13 protein-coding genes and 1 rRNA gene are annotated in these 13434 nt (G+C 67.6%); 13 read left to right on the top strand and 1 reads right to left on the bottom strand.

Annotated elements, in window-relative coordinates; translation table 11 throughout:
* Nucleotides 1–71 precede the first annotated feature (71 nt).
* The 7 genes from argJ (at nucleotide 72) to argH (ending at nucleotide 7690) form a co-directional block, all read left to right on the top strand.
* Nucleotides 72–1229 carry a bifunctional glutamate N-acetyltransferase/amino-acid acetyltransferase ArgJ gene (gene argJ, locus G1H11_RS24565; protein ID WP_163821305.1) on the top strand — a complete coding sequence of 386 codons (1158 nt, stop codon included), beginning with the start codon at nucleotides 72–74 and terminating at the stop codon, nucleotides 1227–1229.
* 154 nt (nucleotides 1230–1383) lie between these two features.
* Entirely contained in the window at nucleotides 1384–2202 is an 819-nt protein-coding gene (gene argB / locus G1H11_RS24560; protein WP_163821324.1) for an acetylglutamate kinase, read from the top strand.
* A complete protein-coding gene (locus G1H11_RS24555; RefSeq protein WP_163821304.1) occupies nucleotides 2199–3446 on the top strand; it encodes an acetylornithine transaminase in 1248 nt (415 codons plus the stop codon). The genes argB and G1H11_RS24555 overlap by 4 nt, the downstream gene beginning before the upstream one ends.
* On the top strand, nucleotides 3443–4366 hold the full coding sequence (gene argF, locus G1H11_RS24550) for an ornithine carbamoyltransferase (protein WP_163821302.1): 924 nt from the start codon (nucleotides 3443–3445) through the stop codon (nucleotides 4364–4366). The genes G1H11_RS24555 and argF overlap by 4 nt, the downstream gene beginning before the upstream one ends.
* A gap of 40 nt (nucleotides 4367–4406) precedes the next feature.
* Entirely contained in the window at nucleotides 4407–4979 is a 573-nt protein-coding gene (locus G1H11_RS24545) for an arginine repressor (protein ID WP_163821300.1), read from the top strand.
* A gap of 9 nt (nucleotides 4980–4988) precedes the next feature.
* A complete protein-coding gene (locus G1H11_RS24540; protein ID WP_163821298.1) occupies nucleotides 4989–6197 on the top strand; it encodes an argininosuccinate synthase in 1209 nt (402 codons plus the stop codon).
* A gap of 77 nt (nucleotides 6198–6274) precedes the next feature.
* Complete coding sequence (argH, locus tag G1H11_RS24535; RefSeq protein WP_163821297.1) at nucleotides 6275–7690, top strand: argininosuccinate lyase; 1416 nt, start codon at nucleotides 6275–6277, stop codon at nucleotides 7688–7690.
* 74 nt (nucleotides 7691–7764) lie between these two features.
* On the opposite strand, the gene G1H11_RS27325 is transcribed toward argH, so the two are convergent.
* Nucleotides 7765–7893, bottom strand: coding sequence for an HIT family protein (locus G1H11_RS27325; RefSeq protein WP_216844115.1), 129 nt, complete (start codon nucleotides 7891–7893; stop codon nucleotides 7765–7767).
* Between the two features lie 156 nt (nucleotides 7894–8049).
* Here G1H11_RS27325 and G1H11_RS24525 point away from each other — a divergent pair, with 156 nt between their 5' ends.
* The 6 genes from G1H11_RS24525 to G1H11_RS24500 form a co-directional block, all read left to right on the top strand.
* Nucleotides 8050–9090, top strand: coding sequence for a DNA polymerase IV (locus G1H11_RS24525; protein WP_163821295.1), 1041 nt, complete (start codon nucleotides 8050–8052; stop codon nucleotides 9088–9090).
* Nucleotides 9091–9143: 53 nt separating this feature from the next.
* Complete coding sequence (locus G1H11_RS24520; protein ID WP_163821294.1) at nucleotides 9144–9566, top strand: nitroreductase family deazaflavin-dependent oxidoreductase; 423 nt, start codon at nucleotides 9144–9146, stop codon at nucleotides 9564–9566.
* Between the two features lie 80 nt (nucleotides 9567–9646).
* Nucleotides 9647–10306 carry a DNA-3-methyladenine glycosylase gene (locus G1H11_RS24515; RefSeq protein ID WP_343074919.1) on the top strand — a complete coding sequence of 220 codons (660 nt, stop codon included), beginning with the start codon at nucleotides 9647–9649 and terminating at the stop codon, nucleotides 10304–10306.
* 273 nt (nucleotides 10307–10579) lie between these two features.
* Complete coding sequence (locus G1H11_RS24510; RefSeq protein WP_216844113.1) at nucleotides 10580–11140, top strand: DinB family protein; 561 nt, start codon at nucleotides 10580–10582, stop codon at nucleotides 11138–11140.
* A gap of 314 nt (nucleotides 11141–11454) precedes the next feature.
* Entirely contained in the window at nucleotides 11455–12732 is a 1278-nt protein-coding gene (gene tyrS / locus G1H11_RS24505) for a tyrosine--tRNA ligase (RefSeq protein WP_163821289.1), read from the top strand.
* A gap of 626 nt (nucleotides 12733–13358) precedes the next feature.
* Nucleotides 13359–13434: ribosomal RNA gene (locus G1H11_RS24500) — 16S ribosomal RNA — on the top strand; the annotation flags it as partial.

Raw genomic sequence — 13434 nt, 5'->3', positions numbered from 1 at the left:
CCGACGAAGGAGGCGCCCGTGCGGCGCCTCTTCGCGGCCCATTTCTTCCTCTTGAGACAAGGAGCTGTTCCATGTCTGTCACCGCCGCCGCCGGATTCCGCGCGGCCGGTGCCGTCGCCGGCTTGAAGCCCAGCGGCAAGCCGGACGTCGCACTCGTCGTGAACGACGGACCACGGCGTGACGCAGCGGCCGTGTTCACGTCGAACCGCTGCAAGGCCAATCCGGTGCTGTGGAGCGAGCGCACCACCGGCGACGGGAAGGTCGACGCCGTCGTGCTCAATTCCGGTGGCGCCAACTGTTACAACGGCCCCGAAGGATTCCAGACCACGCACGCCAGCGCGGAACTGGTCGCCGAACTGATTGGCGGCGCCGCGTTCGACGTCGCGGTCTGTTCCACCGGCCTGATCGGTCCGCTTCTGGACCGCCCGAAGCTCGAGGCGGGTATCCGGGCGGCTGCCGCCAGGCTGTCCAGCGACGGCGGGAACGCCGCCGCCACCGCGATTATGACCACGGATACGCGGTCGAAAGAGGCGGTCACTCACGCAGACGGCTGGACGGTAGGCGGCATGGCCAAGGGTGCGGGGATGCTCGCACCTGGTCTGGCCACCATGCTCGTCGTGATCACCACGGACGCTGTAGCCGATCCCGCGACCCTCGACGCGGCCTTGCGCACGGCGACACGTACGACGTTCGACCGCGTGGACACCGACGGCTGCATGTCCACCAACGACACCGTGCTCCTGATGTCCAGTGGCGCTTCCGGCGTGACGCCCGACGCCGCCGACCTGGCCTCGGCCGTCACCGCGGTCTGTGCCGATCTGACCAAACAGCTGTGGACCGACGCCGAGGGCGCCCATCATGACATCGAGATCGCGGTGGCCGGCGCCGCCACCGAGGACGACGCGGTGGCAGTGGGCCGGTCCATCGCCCGCAGCAACCTGTTCAAGGCCGCGGTCTTCGGCAAGGACCCGAACTGGGGGCGCGTACTGGCGGCCGTCGGCACCACCGATGCGGTGTTCGAACCGGAGCGGATCTTCGTCTCCATGAACGGGGTGCAGGTGTGCCGGGCCGGAGGCACCCAGGCGGGAGAACCGTCGGAGAACGTCGATATGTCCGGCCGCCACCTGCTGGTGGAGGTCGACCTCGGCGCCGGGGACGCCGCCGCGACGGTGTTCACCAGTGATCTGACGCACGACTACGTGCACGAGAACTCGGCGTACTCGACATGACCGAAAGACACACCGGAATCTCTTGCGTCCTGCAGGTCGTGGCGCCTGACGCTCGGGTTGCAGGACGCAAGGGACTGCCAGGGAGGTGCGGCCAGTGATCACGCAGCATGAGGCGCTCGCCAAGGCCGGCGTCCTGGTCGAGGCGCTGCCCTGGATGAAACGATTCCACGGCAAGATCGTGGTGATCAAGTACGGCGGCAACGCCATGATCGACGACAAGCTCAAGAGAGCGTTCGCGGACGACATCGTCTTCCTGCGGCTGGCCGGGCTCCGGCCGGTGGTGGTGCACGGCGGTGGACCGCAGATCTCCTCGATGCTGAAGAAGCTGGGCATCGCCAGCGAGTTCCGCGGCGGCCTGCGGGTCACCACGCCGGAGGCGATGGATGTCGTGCGGATGGTGCTGGTCGGGCAGGTAGGGCGGGAGCTGGTGGGCCTGATCAATTCTCATGGCCCGTTCGCCGTCGGCCTCTCCGGTGAGGACGCCGGCCTGTTCACCGCCAAGCGGCAGTCGGCCGTCGTCGACGGTGAGGAGCTGGACATCGGCCTCGTCGGCGACATCGCAGAGATCAACGCCGACGCGCTCCTCGATCTGATCGATGCCGGGCGGATCCCGGTGGTCTCCTCGGTGGCCCCGGACGTCGACGGCGTGGTGCACAACGTCAACGCGGACACCGCGGCCGCTGCGCTGGCGGTCGAGCTGGAGGCGGAGAAACTCGTCGTTCTCACCGATGTCGAAGGGCTCTATCGGGACTGGCCGAGCAGTGGTGAGATCGTGAAGGAGATCACGGCGGCAGAGCTTGCGGGCTTGCTGCCCGGACTGTCCGCGGGAATGGTGCCGAAGATGCGGGCCTGTCTGCGGGCGGTCGACGGTGGCGTGCCGGAGGCCACCGTCATCGACGGCCGGCTGCCGAACTCGTTGTTGCTCGAAGTCTTCACCGACGAAGGAGTTGGGACCATGGTGGTGCCGTCATGAGCGTGCCTTCGGAACAGACAGCTGCCGTGCCAGGCCTGCCCGGCGACGCCGAGGTCACCAGCACGCAGCTGTGGACCAAGCGGTACGGACAGGCGTTGATGAACACGTTCGGCACCCCGCAGCGGGTCCTCGTTCGCGGCGAGGGCTGCTATGTCTGGGATGCCGACGGCCGCCGGTACCTCGACCTGCTCGGCGGTCTGGCGGTGAACAGCCTCGGCCACGCGCATCCGCTCCTGGTGTCCACGGTGACCGCACAGCTCGCCACATTGGGGCATGTGTCGAACTTCTTCGCGTCGGCGCCGCAGGTGGCACTGGCCGAGCGGCTGCTTGAGCTGATCGACGCGCCGACGCCCGGCAAGGTGTTCTTCACGAACTCCGGAACCGAGGCCAACGAGGCGGCCTTCAAGATCGCCCGCCGCACCGGCCGCACCAAGATCGTGGCAGCTGAAGGCGCGTTCCACGGGCGGACCATGGGCGCGTTGGCCATGACCGGGAAGCCGGCCATCCGGGAGCCGTTCGAGCCGCTGCCGCCCGGCGTGGTGCATGTTCCGTACGGGGACGCCGACGCGTTGCGTGCCGCTGTCGACGACGAGACCGCGGCCGTTGTCCTGGAACCCATCCAGGGTGAAGCAGGCGTACGCCCGTCACCGCCCGGCTACCTGGCCGCAGCCCGGGAGATCACCGCACGCCATGGAGCGCTCCTGATCATCGACGAGGTGCAGACCGGCATCGGGCGCACTGGCCAGTGGTTCGCGCACACGTCGGAGCGGATCACCCCGGATGTACTGACGGTGGCCAAAGGCCTCGGTGGTGGCATCCCGATCGGTGCGTGCCTCGGGTTCGGTGCCGCCGCGGACTTGCTGGGGCCGGGGTCGCACGGAACGACGTTCGGTGGGAATCCCGTGTCCGCCGCGGCGGGTCTGGCGGTGCTGCACGCCATCGAGCGGGACGACCTCCTGGCAGGTGTTCGTGAGGTCGGGCGGCACCTGGCCACCGGCATTGGCGAGCTCGGCCATCCGATGGTGCAGGACGTCCGCGGCAGCGGCCTGCTGCTCGCGTTCACTCTGGCCGCACCGGTGGCGCCGCAGCTCGCATCCGGCGCCCTCGACGCGGGGTTCATCGTCAATCCCGTGGCACCCGACGCGGTGCGCCTGGCCCCGCCGTTGATTCTCACCCGCCAGCAGGCCGACGAGTTTCTCGGCGCGCTTCCCGTTCTGCTCGACACCGTGAAGGAGATGCGATGACCAGGCATTTCCTCGCCGACGACGACCTGTCGCCGGACGAACTCACCGAGGTCCTCGATCTCGCCGACGAGCTGAAGAAGAACCGGTTCTCCAGCCGGCCCCTCGATGGGCCGAAGGCGGTCGCGGTCATCTTCGACAAGCACTCCACCCGCACTCGCGTGTCGTTCAGCGTGGGCATCGCCGAACTCGGGGGTTACCCGCTGGTGATCGACGCGCAGACGTCCCAGATGGGGCGGGGCGAACCGATCGAGGACACCGCCCGGGTGCTTGACCGCCAGTGCGCAGCCATCGTGTGGCGGACGTTCGACCAGACTCGGCTGGAGGCGATGGCGGCGGCATCCTCGGTGCCTGTGGTGAACGCGCTGACTGACCAGTACCACCCGTGCCAGCTGCTGGCCGATCTCCAGACGATTCGGGAACGCAAGGGCACACTCGCCGGGTTGACCCTGGTCTATGCGGGCGATGGCGCCAACAACATGGCGCACTCCTACTTGCTGGCCGGCGCCAACGCGGGCATGCACGTGCGGATCGCGTCGCCCGCCGAGTACGCGCCGGATCCGGCCGTCGTCGTCCGGGCGGCCGAACTGGCCGAGGCGACCGGGGGCTCGGTCGCGCACGTCGTCGATCCGGCCGATGCGTTCACCGGCGCCGACGTGCTGGCCACGGACACATGGGTCTCCATGGGCCAGGAAGACGAGGCGGCCGGCAGGGAAGCGCCGTTCGTGCCGTACGCGCTGACCTCGGAGGCAGTGGACGCCGCGGCCGACGGCGTCGTCGTCCTTCATTGCCTGCCGGCCTACCGGGGCAAGGAGATCGCGGCCGACGTCATGGACGGGCCGGCCAGTGCGGTGTGGGACGAGGCGGAGAACCGGCTGCACGCGCAGAAGGCGCTGCTGACCTGGCTACTGGAGCGGACGTGAGCGGCGTGCTGCCGTTCCGGTGCCACCACGGAGGTGCGTCATGACGGCCCCGGCCACACGCGCTGCCCGGCACGGGCAGATCGCGGAGATCCTCGCCCGCAGACCCATCCGGTCCCAGTCCGAGCTGGCCGACCAGCTGGCGCAGAACGGCATCGCCGTCACTCAAGGCACGCTCTCGCGTGATCTCGACGAGTTGGGCGCAGTGAAGATCCGCAACTCGATGGGCTGGCTGATCTACGCACTCCCCGGGGAGGGCGGGGACCGCACGCCCAGGCCGGCCGAGGAAGGCACTATCGACGCGCGGCTGATCCGGGTCTGCGAGGAGATCCTGGTCTCGGCCCGCTCATCGGCCAATCTCGTGGTGCTGCGCACACCCCCGGGCGCCGCGCAGTACCTCGCCTCGGCGATCGACCACGCCGCGCGCCCGGAGATTCTCGGCACCATCGCTGGCGACGACACCGTGCTGGTGATCAGCGCCGATCCGGCTGGGGGCGAACAGGTGGCCGCGTGGTTCCTCGCGCTCGCGGAGGGCCACGTCCCGGAGCACTCGCCGGCGGACGGCGCCGCTCAAGGCACCGCCCCGGACACCGACACCGATACCTCGAACTCCTAGGAGCCGATCATGTCTGCACCAAACGAGCGGGTCGTCCTCGCATACTCCGGGGGCCTTGATACCTCGGTCGCCATCGGCTGGATCGCCGAGGCCACCGGGGCCGAGGTCGTCGCGGTGGCCGTCGACGTCGGGCAGGGAGGTGAAGACCTCGACACCATTCGCAAGCGGGCGCTGGCCTGTGGCGCGGTCGAGGCATACGTCGCCGATGCCCGGGACGAGTTCGCCGACGAGTACTGCCTGCCGGCGCTGAAGGCCAACGCCTTGTACATGGACCGCTATCCACTGGTGTCCGCTCTCTCGCGACCCGTGATCGTCAAGCACCTGGTGGAGGCGGCGCGTCTGCACGGTGCCACGACCGTCGGGCACGGCTGCACCGGCAAGGGCAACGATCAGGTCCGATTCGAGGTGGGCATCGCCGCGCTGGCGCCCGACCTGAAGTGCATCGCACCGGTGCGCGATCTTGCCCTCACCCGGGACAAGGCGATCGAGTACGCGGAGAAACACCAGTTGCCGATCGAGACCACGAAGAAGAACCCGTTCTCGATCGATCAGAACGTGTGGGGGCGGGCCGTCGAGACGGGCTTCCTCGAGGACATCTGGAATCCGCCCACCGAGGATGTCTACAGCTACACGCAGAACCCGGCCGAGCCGCGAGACCCCGACGAGGTGATCATCACGTTCGAGGCCGGCCGCCCGGTGGCGATCGACGGCGAGACCGTCACCATGCTCCAGGCCATCGAACTGCTCAACCAGCGGGCGGGCGCCCAGGGTGTCGGCCGGCTGGACATGGTGGAGGACCGGCTCGTCGGGATCAAGAGCCGCGAGGTGTACGAGGCGCCGGGCGCGCTGGTGCTGATCACCGCGCACCAGGAGCTGGAGAGCGTGACCGTCGAACGGGAGCTGGCCCGGTTCAAGCGCACCGTCGATCAGCGCTGGGGTGAGCTGGCCTACGACGGCCTGTGGTCGTCGCCGCTGAAGAAGGCGCTGGACGGTTTCATCGACGAGGCGAACGCCCACGTCACCGGAGAGATCCGGATGACGCTGCACGGCGGGCGGGCCGTGGTGACCGGACGGCGCTCCGAACAGAGTCTGTACGACTTCGGCCTGGCGACCTACGACACTGGCGACACCTTCGACCAGTCCAACGCCAAGGGCTTCATCGAGCTGTTCGGTATGTCGACTAAGCTCGCCGCGGTCCGCGACCAGAAGAACACCTGACCATTTGCGGTTCGTTGCGTCCTGCACATCGAGCCCCCTGGCGCTCACTCTGCAGGACGCACGGGTAAGGGAGAGGCATGAATTCGGTGAGCCTATGGGGCGGGCGCTTTGGCGGGGGACCGGCAGCGGCGCTGGCGGCCCTGTCGAAGAGCACTCATTTCGACTGGCGGCTCGCGCCACAGGACGTCGCCGGCTCGAAGGCGCACGCGAACGTCCTGCATCGCGCCGGACTGCTGAACGACGACGAGCTGGCCGCGATGATCCGCGCCCTGGACCGCCTCGCCGCCGACGTGACCTCGGGTGACTTCGCCCCGGCGCCCGACGATGAAGACGTCCACACCGCGCTGGAACGTGGCCTGATCGAACGGGCCGGACCGGAACTGGGCGGAAAACTGCGTGCCGGACGCTCCCGCAACGACCAGGTCGCGACTTTGTTCCGGATGTACCTGCGATCCGGGGCCCGGGTGGTCGCCGGTCAGGTGCTCGATGTCGTGGAAGCCCTGGCTGGGCACGCGGACGCTCACCTTGGCGTGGCCATGCCCGGCCGCACGCATCTGCAGCACGCGCAGCCGGTGCTGCTGTCGCATCATCTGCTGGCCCATGCATGGGCATTGCTGCGGGACGTCGACCGGTTGCGGGACTGGGACCGGCGCACCGACGTGTCGCCGTACGGGTCCGGCGCCCTGGCCGGCTCGTCGCTGGGACTCGACCCGGAGTACGTTGCGCACCAGCTGGGCTTCTCCAGCGCGACGGAGAACTCCATCGACGGAACCGCCTCCCGGGACTTCGCTGCCGAGGCGGCATTCGTCCTGGCGATGATCGGTGTGGATGTGTCCCGGCTTGCCGAGGAGGTGATTCTCTGGGCCACCAAGGAGTTCTCGTTCGTGGAGCTCGACGACGCGTGGGCCACCGGCTCGTCGATCATGCCGCAGAAGAAGAACCCCGATGTCGCCGAGCTGGCACGCGGCAAGGCCGGGCGCCTGGTGGGCAACCTGTCGGGACTGATGACCACGCTGAAGGCGCTGCCTCTCGCCTACAACCGCGACTTGCAAGAAGACAAGGAGCCCGTGTTCGACTCGATCGATTCGCTCACCGTGCTCCTTCCGGCCTTCGCCGGAATGGTCGCCACGCTGCGATTCAACACCGCACGGCTGGAAGAGCTCGCCCCGCAGGGGTTTTCGCTGGCCACGGATATCGCCGAGTGGCTGGTCCGGCAGGGTGTGCCGTTCCGGGAGGCGCATGAGGTCGCCGGTGCGTGCGTCCAGGTGTGCGAGAAGCGCGGGATCGAATTGTGGGATCTCAACGACGACGATCTGGTAGCTGTCTCGCCGCATCTGACGCCCGCCGTGCGCGACGTGCTCTCGGTCCCGGGTGCCTTGGCGTCCCGGTCCGCGAAGGGCGGGACGGCCCCGGACCGCGTACGGGACCAGCTCGCGGCGATCCGGGCCGAGATCACGGTCGCCAGGACGTGGGCCGGGACGGGAGGACGTTGACCTGGTCCGAGTACGACCACCTCACGCGACGGCCGTGAGCGCGGATGCCAGGAGTGCCCGGGCGTCACCGTCGATCACATGCTGTGATCGACCGACGGCCACAGGTCGGCGTCGTCATCGGGCCATCGAGGCACGACATGGAAGTGAAGGTGAGCCACGCTCTGTCCGGAGTGCGGCCCGCTCGCGTTCAGATTCGCCGACATTCTGGTGGCCTTCAGCCGGCGAGGTGTTCGCGGCCGTAGGGGAGAGAGCGGCCACGGCCGCATCGTGCCGGTGGACCTCAACGAGGAGGTGACCAGGAGGCGGGACGAGGGTGAAGCCTTTGCCGGCGCCGGCCGCCGCTCCAGGCAGAATGAGGTATGGCCTGGGTGCTGCACGTCGATCTGGACCAGTTCCTCGCCGCGGTCGAGGTGCTGCGCCACCCCGAGCTGCGTGGGAAGCCCGTCGTCGTGGGAGGCGACGGCGACCCCACCAAGCGCGGAGTGGTGAGCACGGCGTCCTACGAAGCCCGGGTGCACGGCGTACGCTCGGGCATCCCGTTGCGCGTGGCCGCCCGTCGTCTTCCCGACGCCGTGTTCCTGCCGGTCGACAAGGACGCCTACGACTCGGCCTCGGCCGATGTGATGCGGACGCTGAAGGAGTTCGGGGTGGTGGAGATCCTCGGCTGGGACGAGGCGTTCGTCGGCGTCGATCACGATCAGCCGGAGGTGACGGCCCGGCGCATCCAGGAGCGAGTCCTGGCCGAGACGAGACTGGAGTGCTCAGTCGGCATCGGCCAGAACAAGCTGCAGGCCAAACTGGCTACCGGATTCGGTAAGCCGGCCGGCATCTTCCGGATCACTCACGACACCTGGTTCGCCGTGCTCGGTGACCGGCCCACAGATGCGCTGTACGGCATCGGGAGCAAGACGGCGAAGCGGCTCGCAGCTTTGGGGATCGAGACGGTCCGGCAGCTGGCGCACGCCGACCCGGACCGGCTCGGCGCGGCGTTGGGCCCGGCGACCGGACCGTGGCTCGTCCAGATCGGGCGCGGCCGGGCAAGCGCGCGGGTGTCGGACACGCCGCACGTGGTGCGCTCACGCAGCCGGGAGATGACCTTCCAGCAGGATCTCGAGGATTGGGACGAGGTCCGGGCTGCGGTGGTCGAACTCGCGCACAAGGTCGCCGCCGACGTGTCCCCGGATGGCCGCGACGTCGCGCGCATGGTGGTCAAGGTGAGGTACGCGCCGTTCTTCACCTCCTCGCACGGACGGAAGACGCAGCGGCCGACGACGGACCCGCACGCCATGGAACTCAGCGCGCTGGCGGCGCTCGAGGCGTTCACGGACCGGCGTCCGGTGCGCCTCGTCGGTGTCCGAGCTGAGTTCGTGCCGGATGATCAAGGCTCGGCGGGACCGTGAGACCCGCTCGATGCGGCAGGATGGTCACCGTTGCGACAGGGTAGAGGTGGATCATGCGTGACATCACGGCTCGACGACTCTCCAGGCTGCACATCTTTCTGTATCGGATCACCGGTGGGCTGATCGGTCGCCGGCTGGTCAAGAACGACATGCTCCTGCTCACCACCCGCGGGAGGAAGACCGGCAAGCCGCACCGCGTGCCGCTGCTGTATCTCACCGACGGCGATACCCCGGTGGTCATCGCGTCCTGGGGCGGGCGGCCCAACCATCCGCAGTGGTACCAGAACCTGCAGGCCGACCCCCGAGCGGAGGTGCAGATTCGCTCCACGAAGATGCCGGTGCGCGCCCGCACTGCCACACCCGAGGAACGGGCGGAGTGGTGGCCCCGGGTGCTGTCCGCCTACCACGGCTACCGGACCTATGAGTCCAACACGTACCGCGTCATCCCGGTAGTCTTCCTGGAGCCGGTGAGCTGACCACGTGGGTGCCGATTCTCATGGCTCGGTACCGTTCGTCGTGGCTCGGCGCGACGTCTCGAACTATTAGGCTCTCGAGCGTGTCGAATACGTCCGTGCCCCTGTCCGGATCACTGTTGCGCCAGTGGCTGTCCAGGCCGGCCATCGAGGTGGCGCCCGACCTGCTTGGCTGCGTGATCCGGCGGACGAGCGACGACGGACCGGTGGCGGTGAGACTGACCGAGGTCGAGGCGTACATGGGGAGCGACGACCCGGGTTCCCACGCGTATCGCGGCCGGACGCCCCGCAACGAGGTGATGTTCGGCGAGGCTGGTCATCTGTACGTGTACTTCACCTATGGCATGCACTTCTGCGCCAACGTGGTCTGTGGTGTCGAGGGCACGGCAACGGCGGTGCTTCTGCGCGCTGGTGAGGTGATCGAGGGCGTGGAGCTCGCCCAGGCTCGCCGGCCGGCGGCCCGGACACCCCGGGACCTGGCCCGCGGGCCGGCGCGGCTGGCGTCGTCGCTCGGCCTTGTCCGGGAGCACAACGGTACGGACCTGACCGAGCGCGACGGAAGCCTGTCGCTGGAGGTATGGCAGGCAACCGGAAATGGACAGCGCCCGCACGAGGTGGCGACCGGTCCGCGCGTCGGTGTAGCCGGGCCCGGGGGTGACGGCACGCACTTCCCATGGCGCTTCTGGATCGAGGGCGACGTGACAGTGTCCAAGTACCGCGCAGGAGTAACACGCCGCAGGTGAGACGTTCGCGGGAGTGCCTCGCTGAGGTCTGGAGCAAGGAAGCGGCCAAGACCAGGCAGTCCGTCACGCTGCCCGGCCGTCGGTGATCGGGTCCGGAACCGGTATCTCACCCACGGCCGCCGCCCTCACCGATGCCACCGGCGAGGTCTCCGGAGCGTGCAAGCCCGGCGCCGGCACGAAGGGTTCCTCGCCTTCCCGCGGACCAGATCCTCGAGAGCGCCAGCCGTGAAACCCAGTAGCGAACTCGTGTCGTCACAGACGAGGATGAACCGCATGAGTGGTCAACCTGCACGATGGAGCCAGGCAACCATCTACACCGACATGTGGGCCGACCCGGATGACGACCCACGCAACAGCGAAGGTGTCAGTGCGGACGGCGAGCTTGTGACGCTGCAGGATTACTTGGCGAGCTATCGCATGACCCTGCGGATGAAGTGCGAGGGCCTGGATGCCGAGCAACTGGCCCGTCGGTCAGTTCCGCCGTCGACGATGTCGCTGCTCGGCCTGCTTCGGCACCTCGCCGAGGTGGAACGGGACTGGCGTAACTGGATCAAGGACGGTGATCCCTTGCCGAAACTGTACGGCGAGAAGGATGCGGACTTCGACGGCGCTGTCTCCGAGCAGGCCGAGGTCGACGCTGCGTACTCCGATCTGGCGCGCGAGCAGGCCGCAACCGACGCTGAGCTGGCCAAGCACCCGGACCTGGGCGAGCGTCTGGGAAAGGACGGGATCGCAGCCCGGGAGTTGATGGTTCACAGGATCGAGGAGTATGCCCGGCACTGCGGGCACGCCGACCTGTTGCGCGAGTGCATCGACGGAAGAGTGGGTCAGTGACGACGGCCGGGGGTCCGTCCGCCGGCGGCGCATACAGGATGGCCGTGAACATCCGGCTCGGACGCTAGTCACAACGAGTTACGAAGCCGAGAACCACTGTCCCGGGGCGACGGCAGCCATTTCCCACGGCCGGTCACACCGTCGCTGTCTGCCCGGTGCACCAGCCAAAGCGACGGCATAGGGTTGACGGGTGATCGCGCCCGGCGGCACGGCCTCATCCGGCCGCTGCCGGCGGAGGTACCGGGATGCCGCGGAAATGCCGGTGCGGGAACATGGCACTATCCACTTGACCCCTCGAAGGAGACCTGAGGACCGTGACCGACATCATCGACGAGCTGCACTGGCGCGGGTTGATCGCGCAGTCGACGGACGAGCAGGCGTTGCGAGCCGCTCTGGCAGCCGGTCCGGTCACGTTCTATGTGGGCTTCGACCCCACCGCGCCCAGCCTGCACCACGGCCATCTCGTGCAATTGCTGACCGCGCGCCGGTTCCAGCTCGCGGGGCACAAGCCGCTTGCGCTCGTCGGCGGCTCCACCGGCCTCATCGGTGACCCCAACCCGGACCGGGAACGCACGTTGAACAGCCTCGACGTCGTAGCCGGATGGGTGGAGCGGATCAAACGCCAGGTGGAGCCGTTCTTCGCCTTCGACGGCCCGAACGCCGCTGCAATGGTGAACAACCTGGACTGGACGGCGCCGCTGAGTGCCATCGAATTCCTCCGGGACATCGGGCAGCACTTCAGGGTCAACAAGATGATGGCCAAGGAAGCGGTCGCGGCTCGGCTGAACTCTGACATCGGCATCGGGTACTCGGAGTTCAGCTACCAGATCCTCCAGGCGCTGGACTTTCTTGAGCTCTACCGCCGGCACGGGTGCGTTCTACAGACCGGCGGGAGCGACCAGTGGGGGAATTTGACGGCGGGCGTGGACTTGATCCGCCGAGTCGAAGGGGCCACGGTGCACGCCATGGCGACCCCGCTGCTCACCAAAGCCGACGGCACCAAGTACGGAAAGACTGCTGGAGGGGCAGTCTGGCTGGACCCGGACATGCTCTCGCCCTACGGCTTCTACCAGTTCTGGCTCAACCTCGACGACGCGGACATCGTGAGCCACCTGAGGGTCATGAGCTTCCGGAACCGGGACGAGATCGAGGAGCTGGAGAAGCAAACGGTCGAACGCCCTGCGGCGCGGGCGGGCCAGCGTCTACTCGCTGAAGAGCTCACAGCTCTTGTGCACGGCGCCGATGAGGCAGCGAACGTGGTGGCCGCATCCCAGGCCCTCTTCGGCCGTGGAGCCCTGGACGAGCTCGACGAGCGGATCCTGGGCGCTGCCCTCGCCGAGGCTGGCGCGCCACACGTGGAAGCCGGCGAGGAGTTGCCGGCCTACGTGGACCTGTTCGTCGAAGCTGGACTCGCCGAATCGCGATCCGCGGCACGCCGTGCTCTCGCCGAGGGCGGGGCTTACGTCAACAACGTCCGGATCGATCCCGGTATGGGGCCGGAGGCGCGCCCGCGCCGCTCGGATCTGCTGCACGGCCGTTGGCTCGTCCTGAGGCGCGGCAAGCGGACGGTCGGTGGAGTCGACCTGTCCTGACCTGGTGTTTCGGAACGTGGCCGGCGTCACGTCCTGGGCGTTTGACCTTCCTTGGGAAAGGTCGTAAGTTTCTCTAGGCCCACGGGGTGCGGGACGCCGGGATCGGCGGCCGGACCGTGAGAGCCCACCCTCAACGAGCGTCACAGGGATGGCACCATCGGTGCCAAACTGGACCGCGGGGAGAGTGGCAACAGAAGGTCGACGCGGACTTGATCCGAGCCACCGGATGTTGTAAGCTAGACGGGTTGCCCCGAGGAGGGTCTGAACGGTTCTCCACGCGGCAGATTCGGGCAAGATCCGAATTTGACGCGACGATCGGGAAAAGCCTAAGATAATAGCAACAAATCGATCGCCTTGCAAAATCCTCCACATAAGAGGTGCAGCAAGATGTGTCCGATTCTTGAGAACTCAACAGCGTGCCAAGTTTGAATGTTGATGCCAATTGTTTGTTTGGCCTCGTTTTGCGGGCTTGTGCTCCTTTTTGGGGTGTGGGTTCGTGAGGTTATTTTCCTTTGGTAGAGCAGCAGGCCTCTTGTTTGTGGGGGGTTTGTTGTTTTGCTGGGATTGTTTTTCTTCTTTTGGTTTGGTGCCTTGCCCCTTTTGTGGGTGGGGTGTCTATATGAACCTTAATGGAGAGTTTGATCCTGGCTCAGGACGAACGCTGGCGGCGTGCTTTACACATGCAAGTCGAGCGGAAAGGCC

It is taken from the genome of Phytoactinopolyspora alkaliphila (genome assembly GCF_010550695.1).
GTDB lineage: Bacteria > Actinomycetota > Actinomycetes > Jiangellales > Jiangellaceae > Phytoactinopolyspora > Phytoactinopolyspora alkaliphila.
Note: the sequence above shows the minus strand (reverse complement) of the source record. Positions and strands in the feature narration are given on the sequence as shown.

Bases quoted from the DNA above. Each gene is read 5' to 3' on its own strand.
- argJ (WP_163821305.1), top strand. From the start codon at position 72: ATGTCTGTCACCGCCGCCGCCGGATTCCGCGCGGCCGGTGCCGTCGCC.
- argB (WP_163821324.1), top strand. From the start codon at position 1,384: ATGAAACGATTCCACGGCAAGATCGTGGTGATCAAGTACGGCGGCAAC.
- G1H11_RS24555 (WP_163821304.1), top strand. From the start codon at position 2,199: ATGAGCGTGCCTTCGGAACAGACAGCTGCCGTGCCAGGCCTGCCCGGC.
- argF (WP_163821302.1), top strand. From the start codon at position 3,443: ATGACCAGGCATTTCCTCGCCGACGACGACCTGTCGCCGGACGAACTC.
- G1H11_RS24545 (WP_163821300.1), top strand. From the start codon at position 4,407: ATGACGGCCCCGGCCACACGCGCTGCCCGGCACGGGCAGATCGCGGAG.
- G1H11_RS24540 (WP_163821298.1), top strand. From the start codon at position 4,989: ATGTCTGCACCAAACGAGCGGGTCGTCCTCGCATACTCCGGGGGCCTT.
- argH (WP_163821297.1), top strand. From the start codon at position 6,275: ATGAATTCGGTGAGCCTATGGGGCGGGCGCTTTGGCGGGGGACCGGCA.
- G1H11_RS27325 (WP_216844115.1), bottom strand. From the start codon at position 7,893: ATGTCGGCGAATCTGAACGCGAGCGGGCCGCACTCCGGACAGAGCGTG.
- G1H11_RS24525 (WP_163821295.1), top strand. From the start codon at position 8,050: ATGGCCTGGGTGCTGCACGTCGATCTGGACCAGTTCCTCGCCGCGGTC.
- G1H11_RS24520 (WP_163821294.1), top strand. From the start codon at position 9,144: ATGCGTGACATCACGGCTCGACGACTCTCCAGGCTGCACATCTTTCTG.
- G1H11_RS24510 (WP_216844113.1), top strand. From the start codon at position 10,580: ATGAGTGGTCAACCTGCACGATGGAGCCAGGCAACCATCTACACCGAC.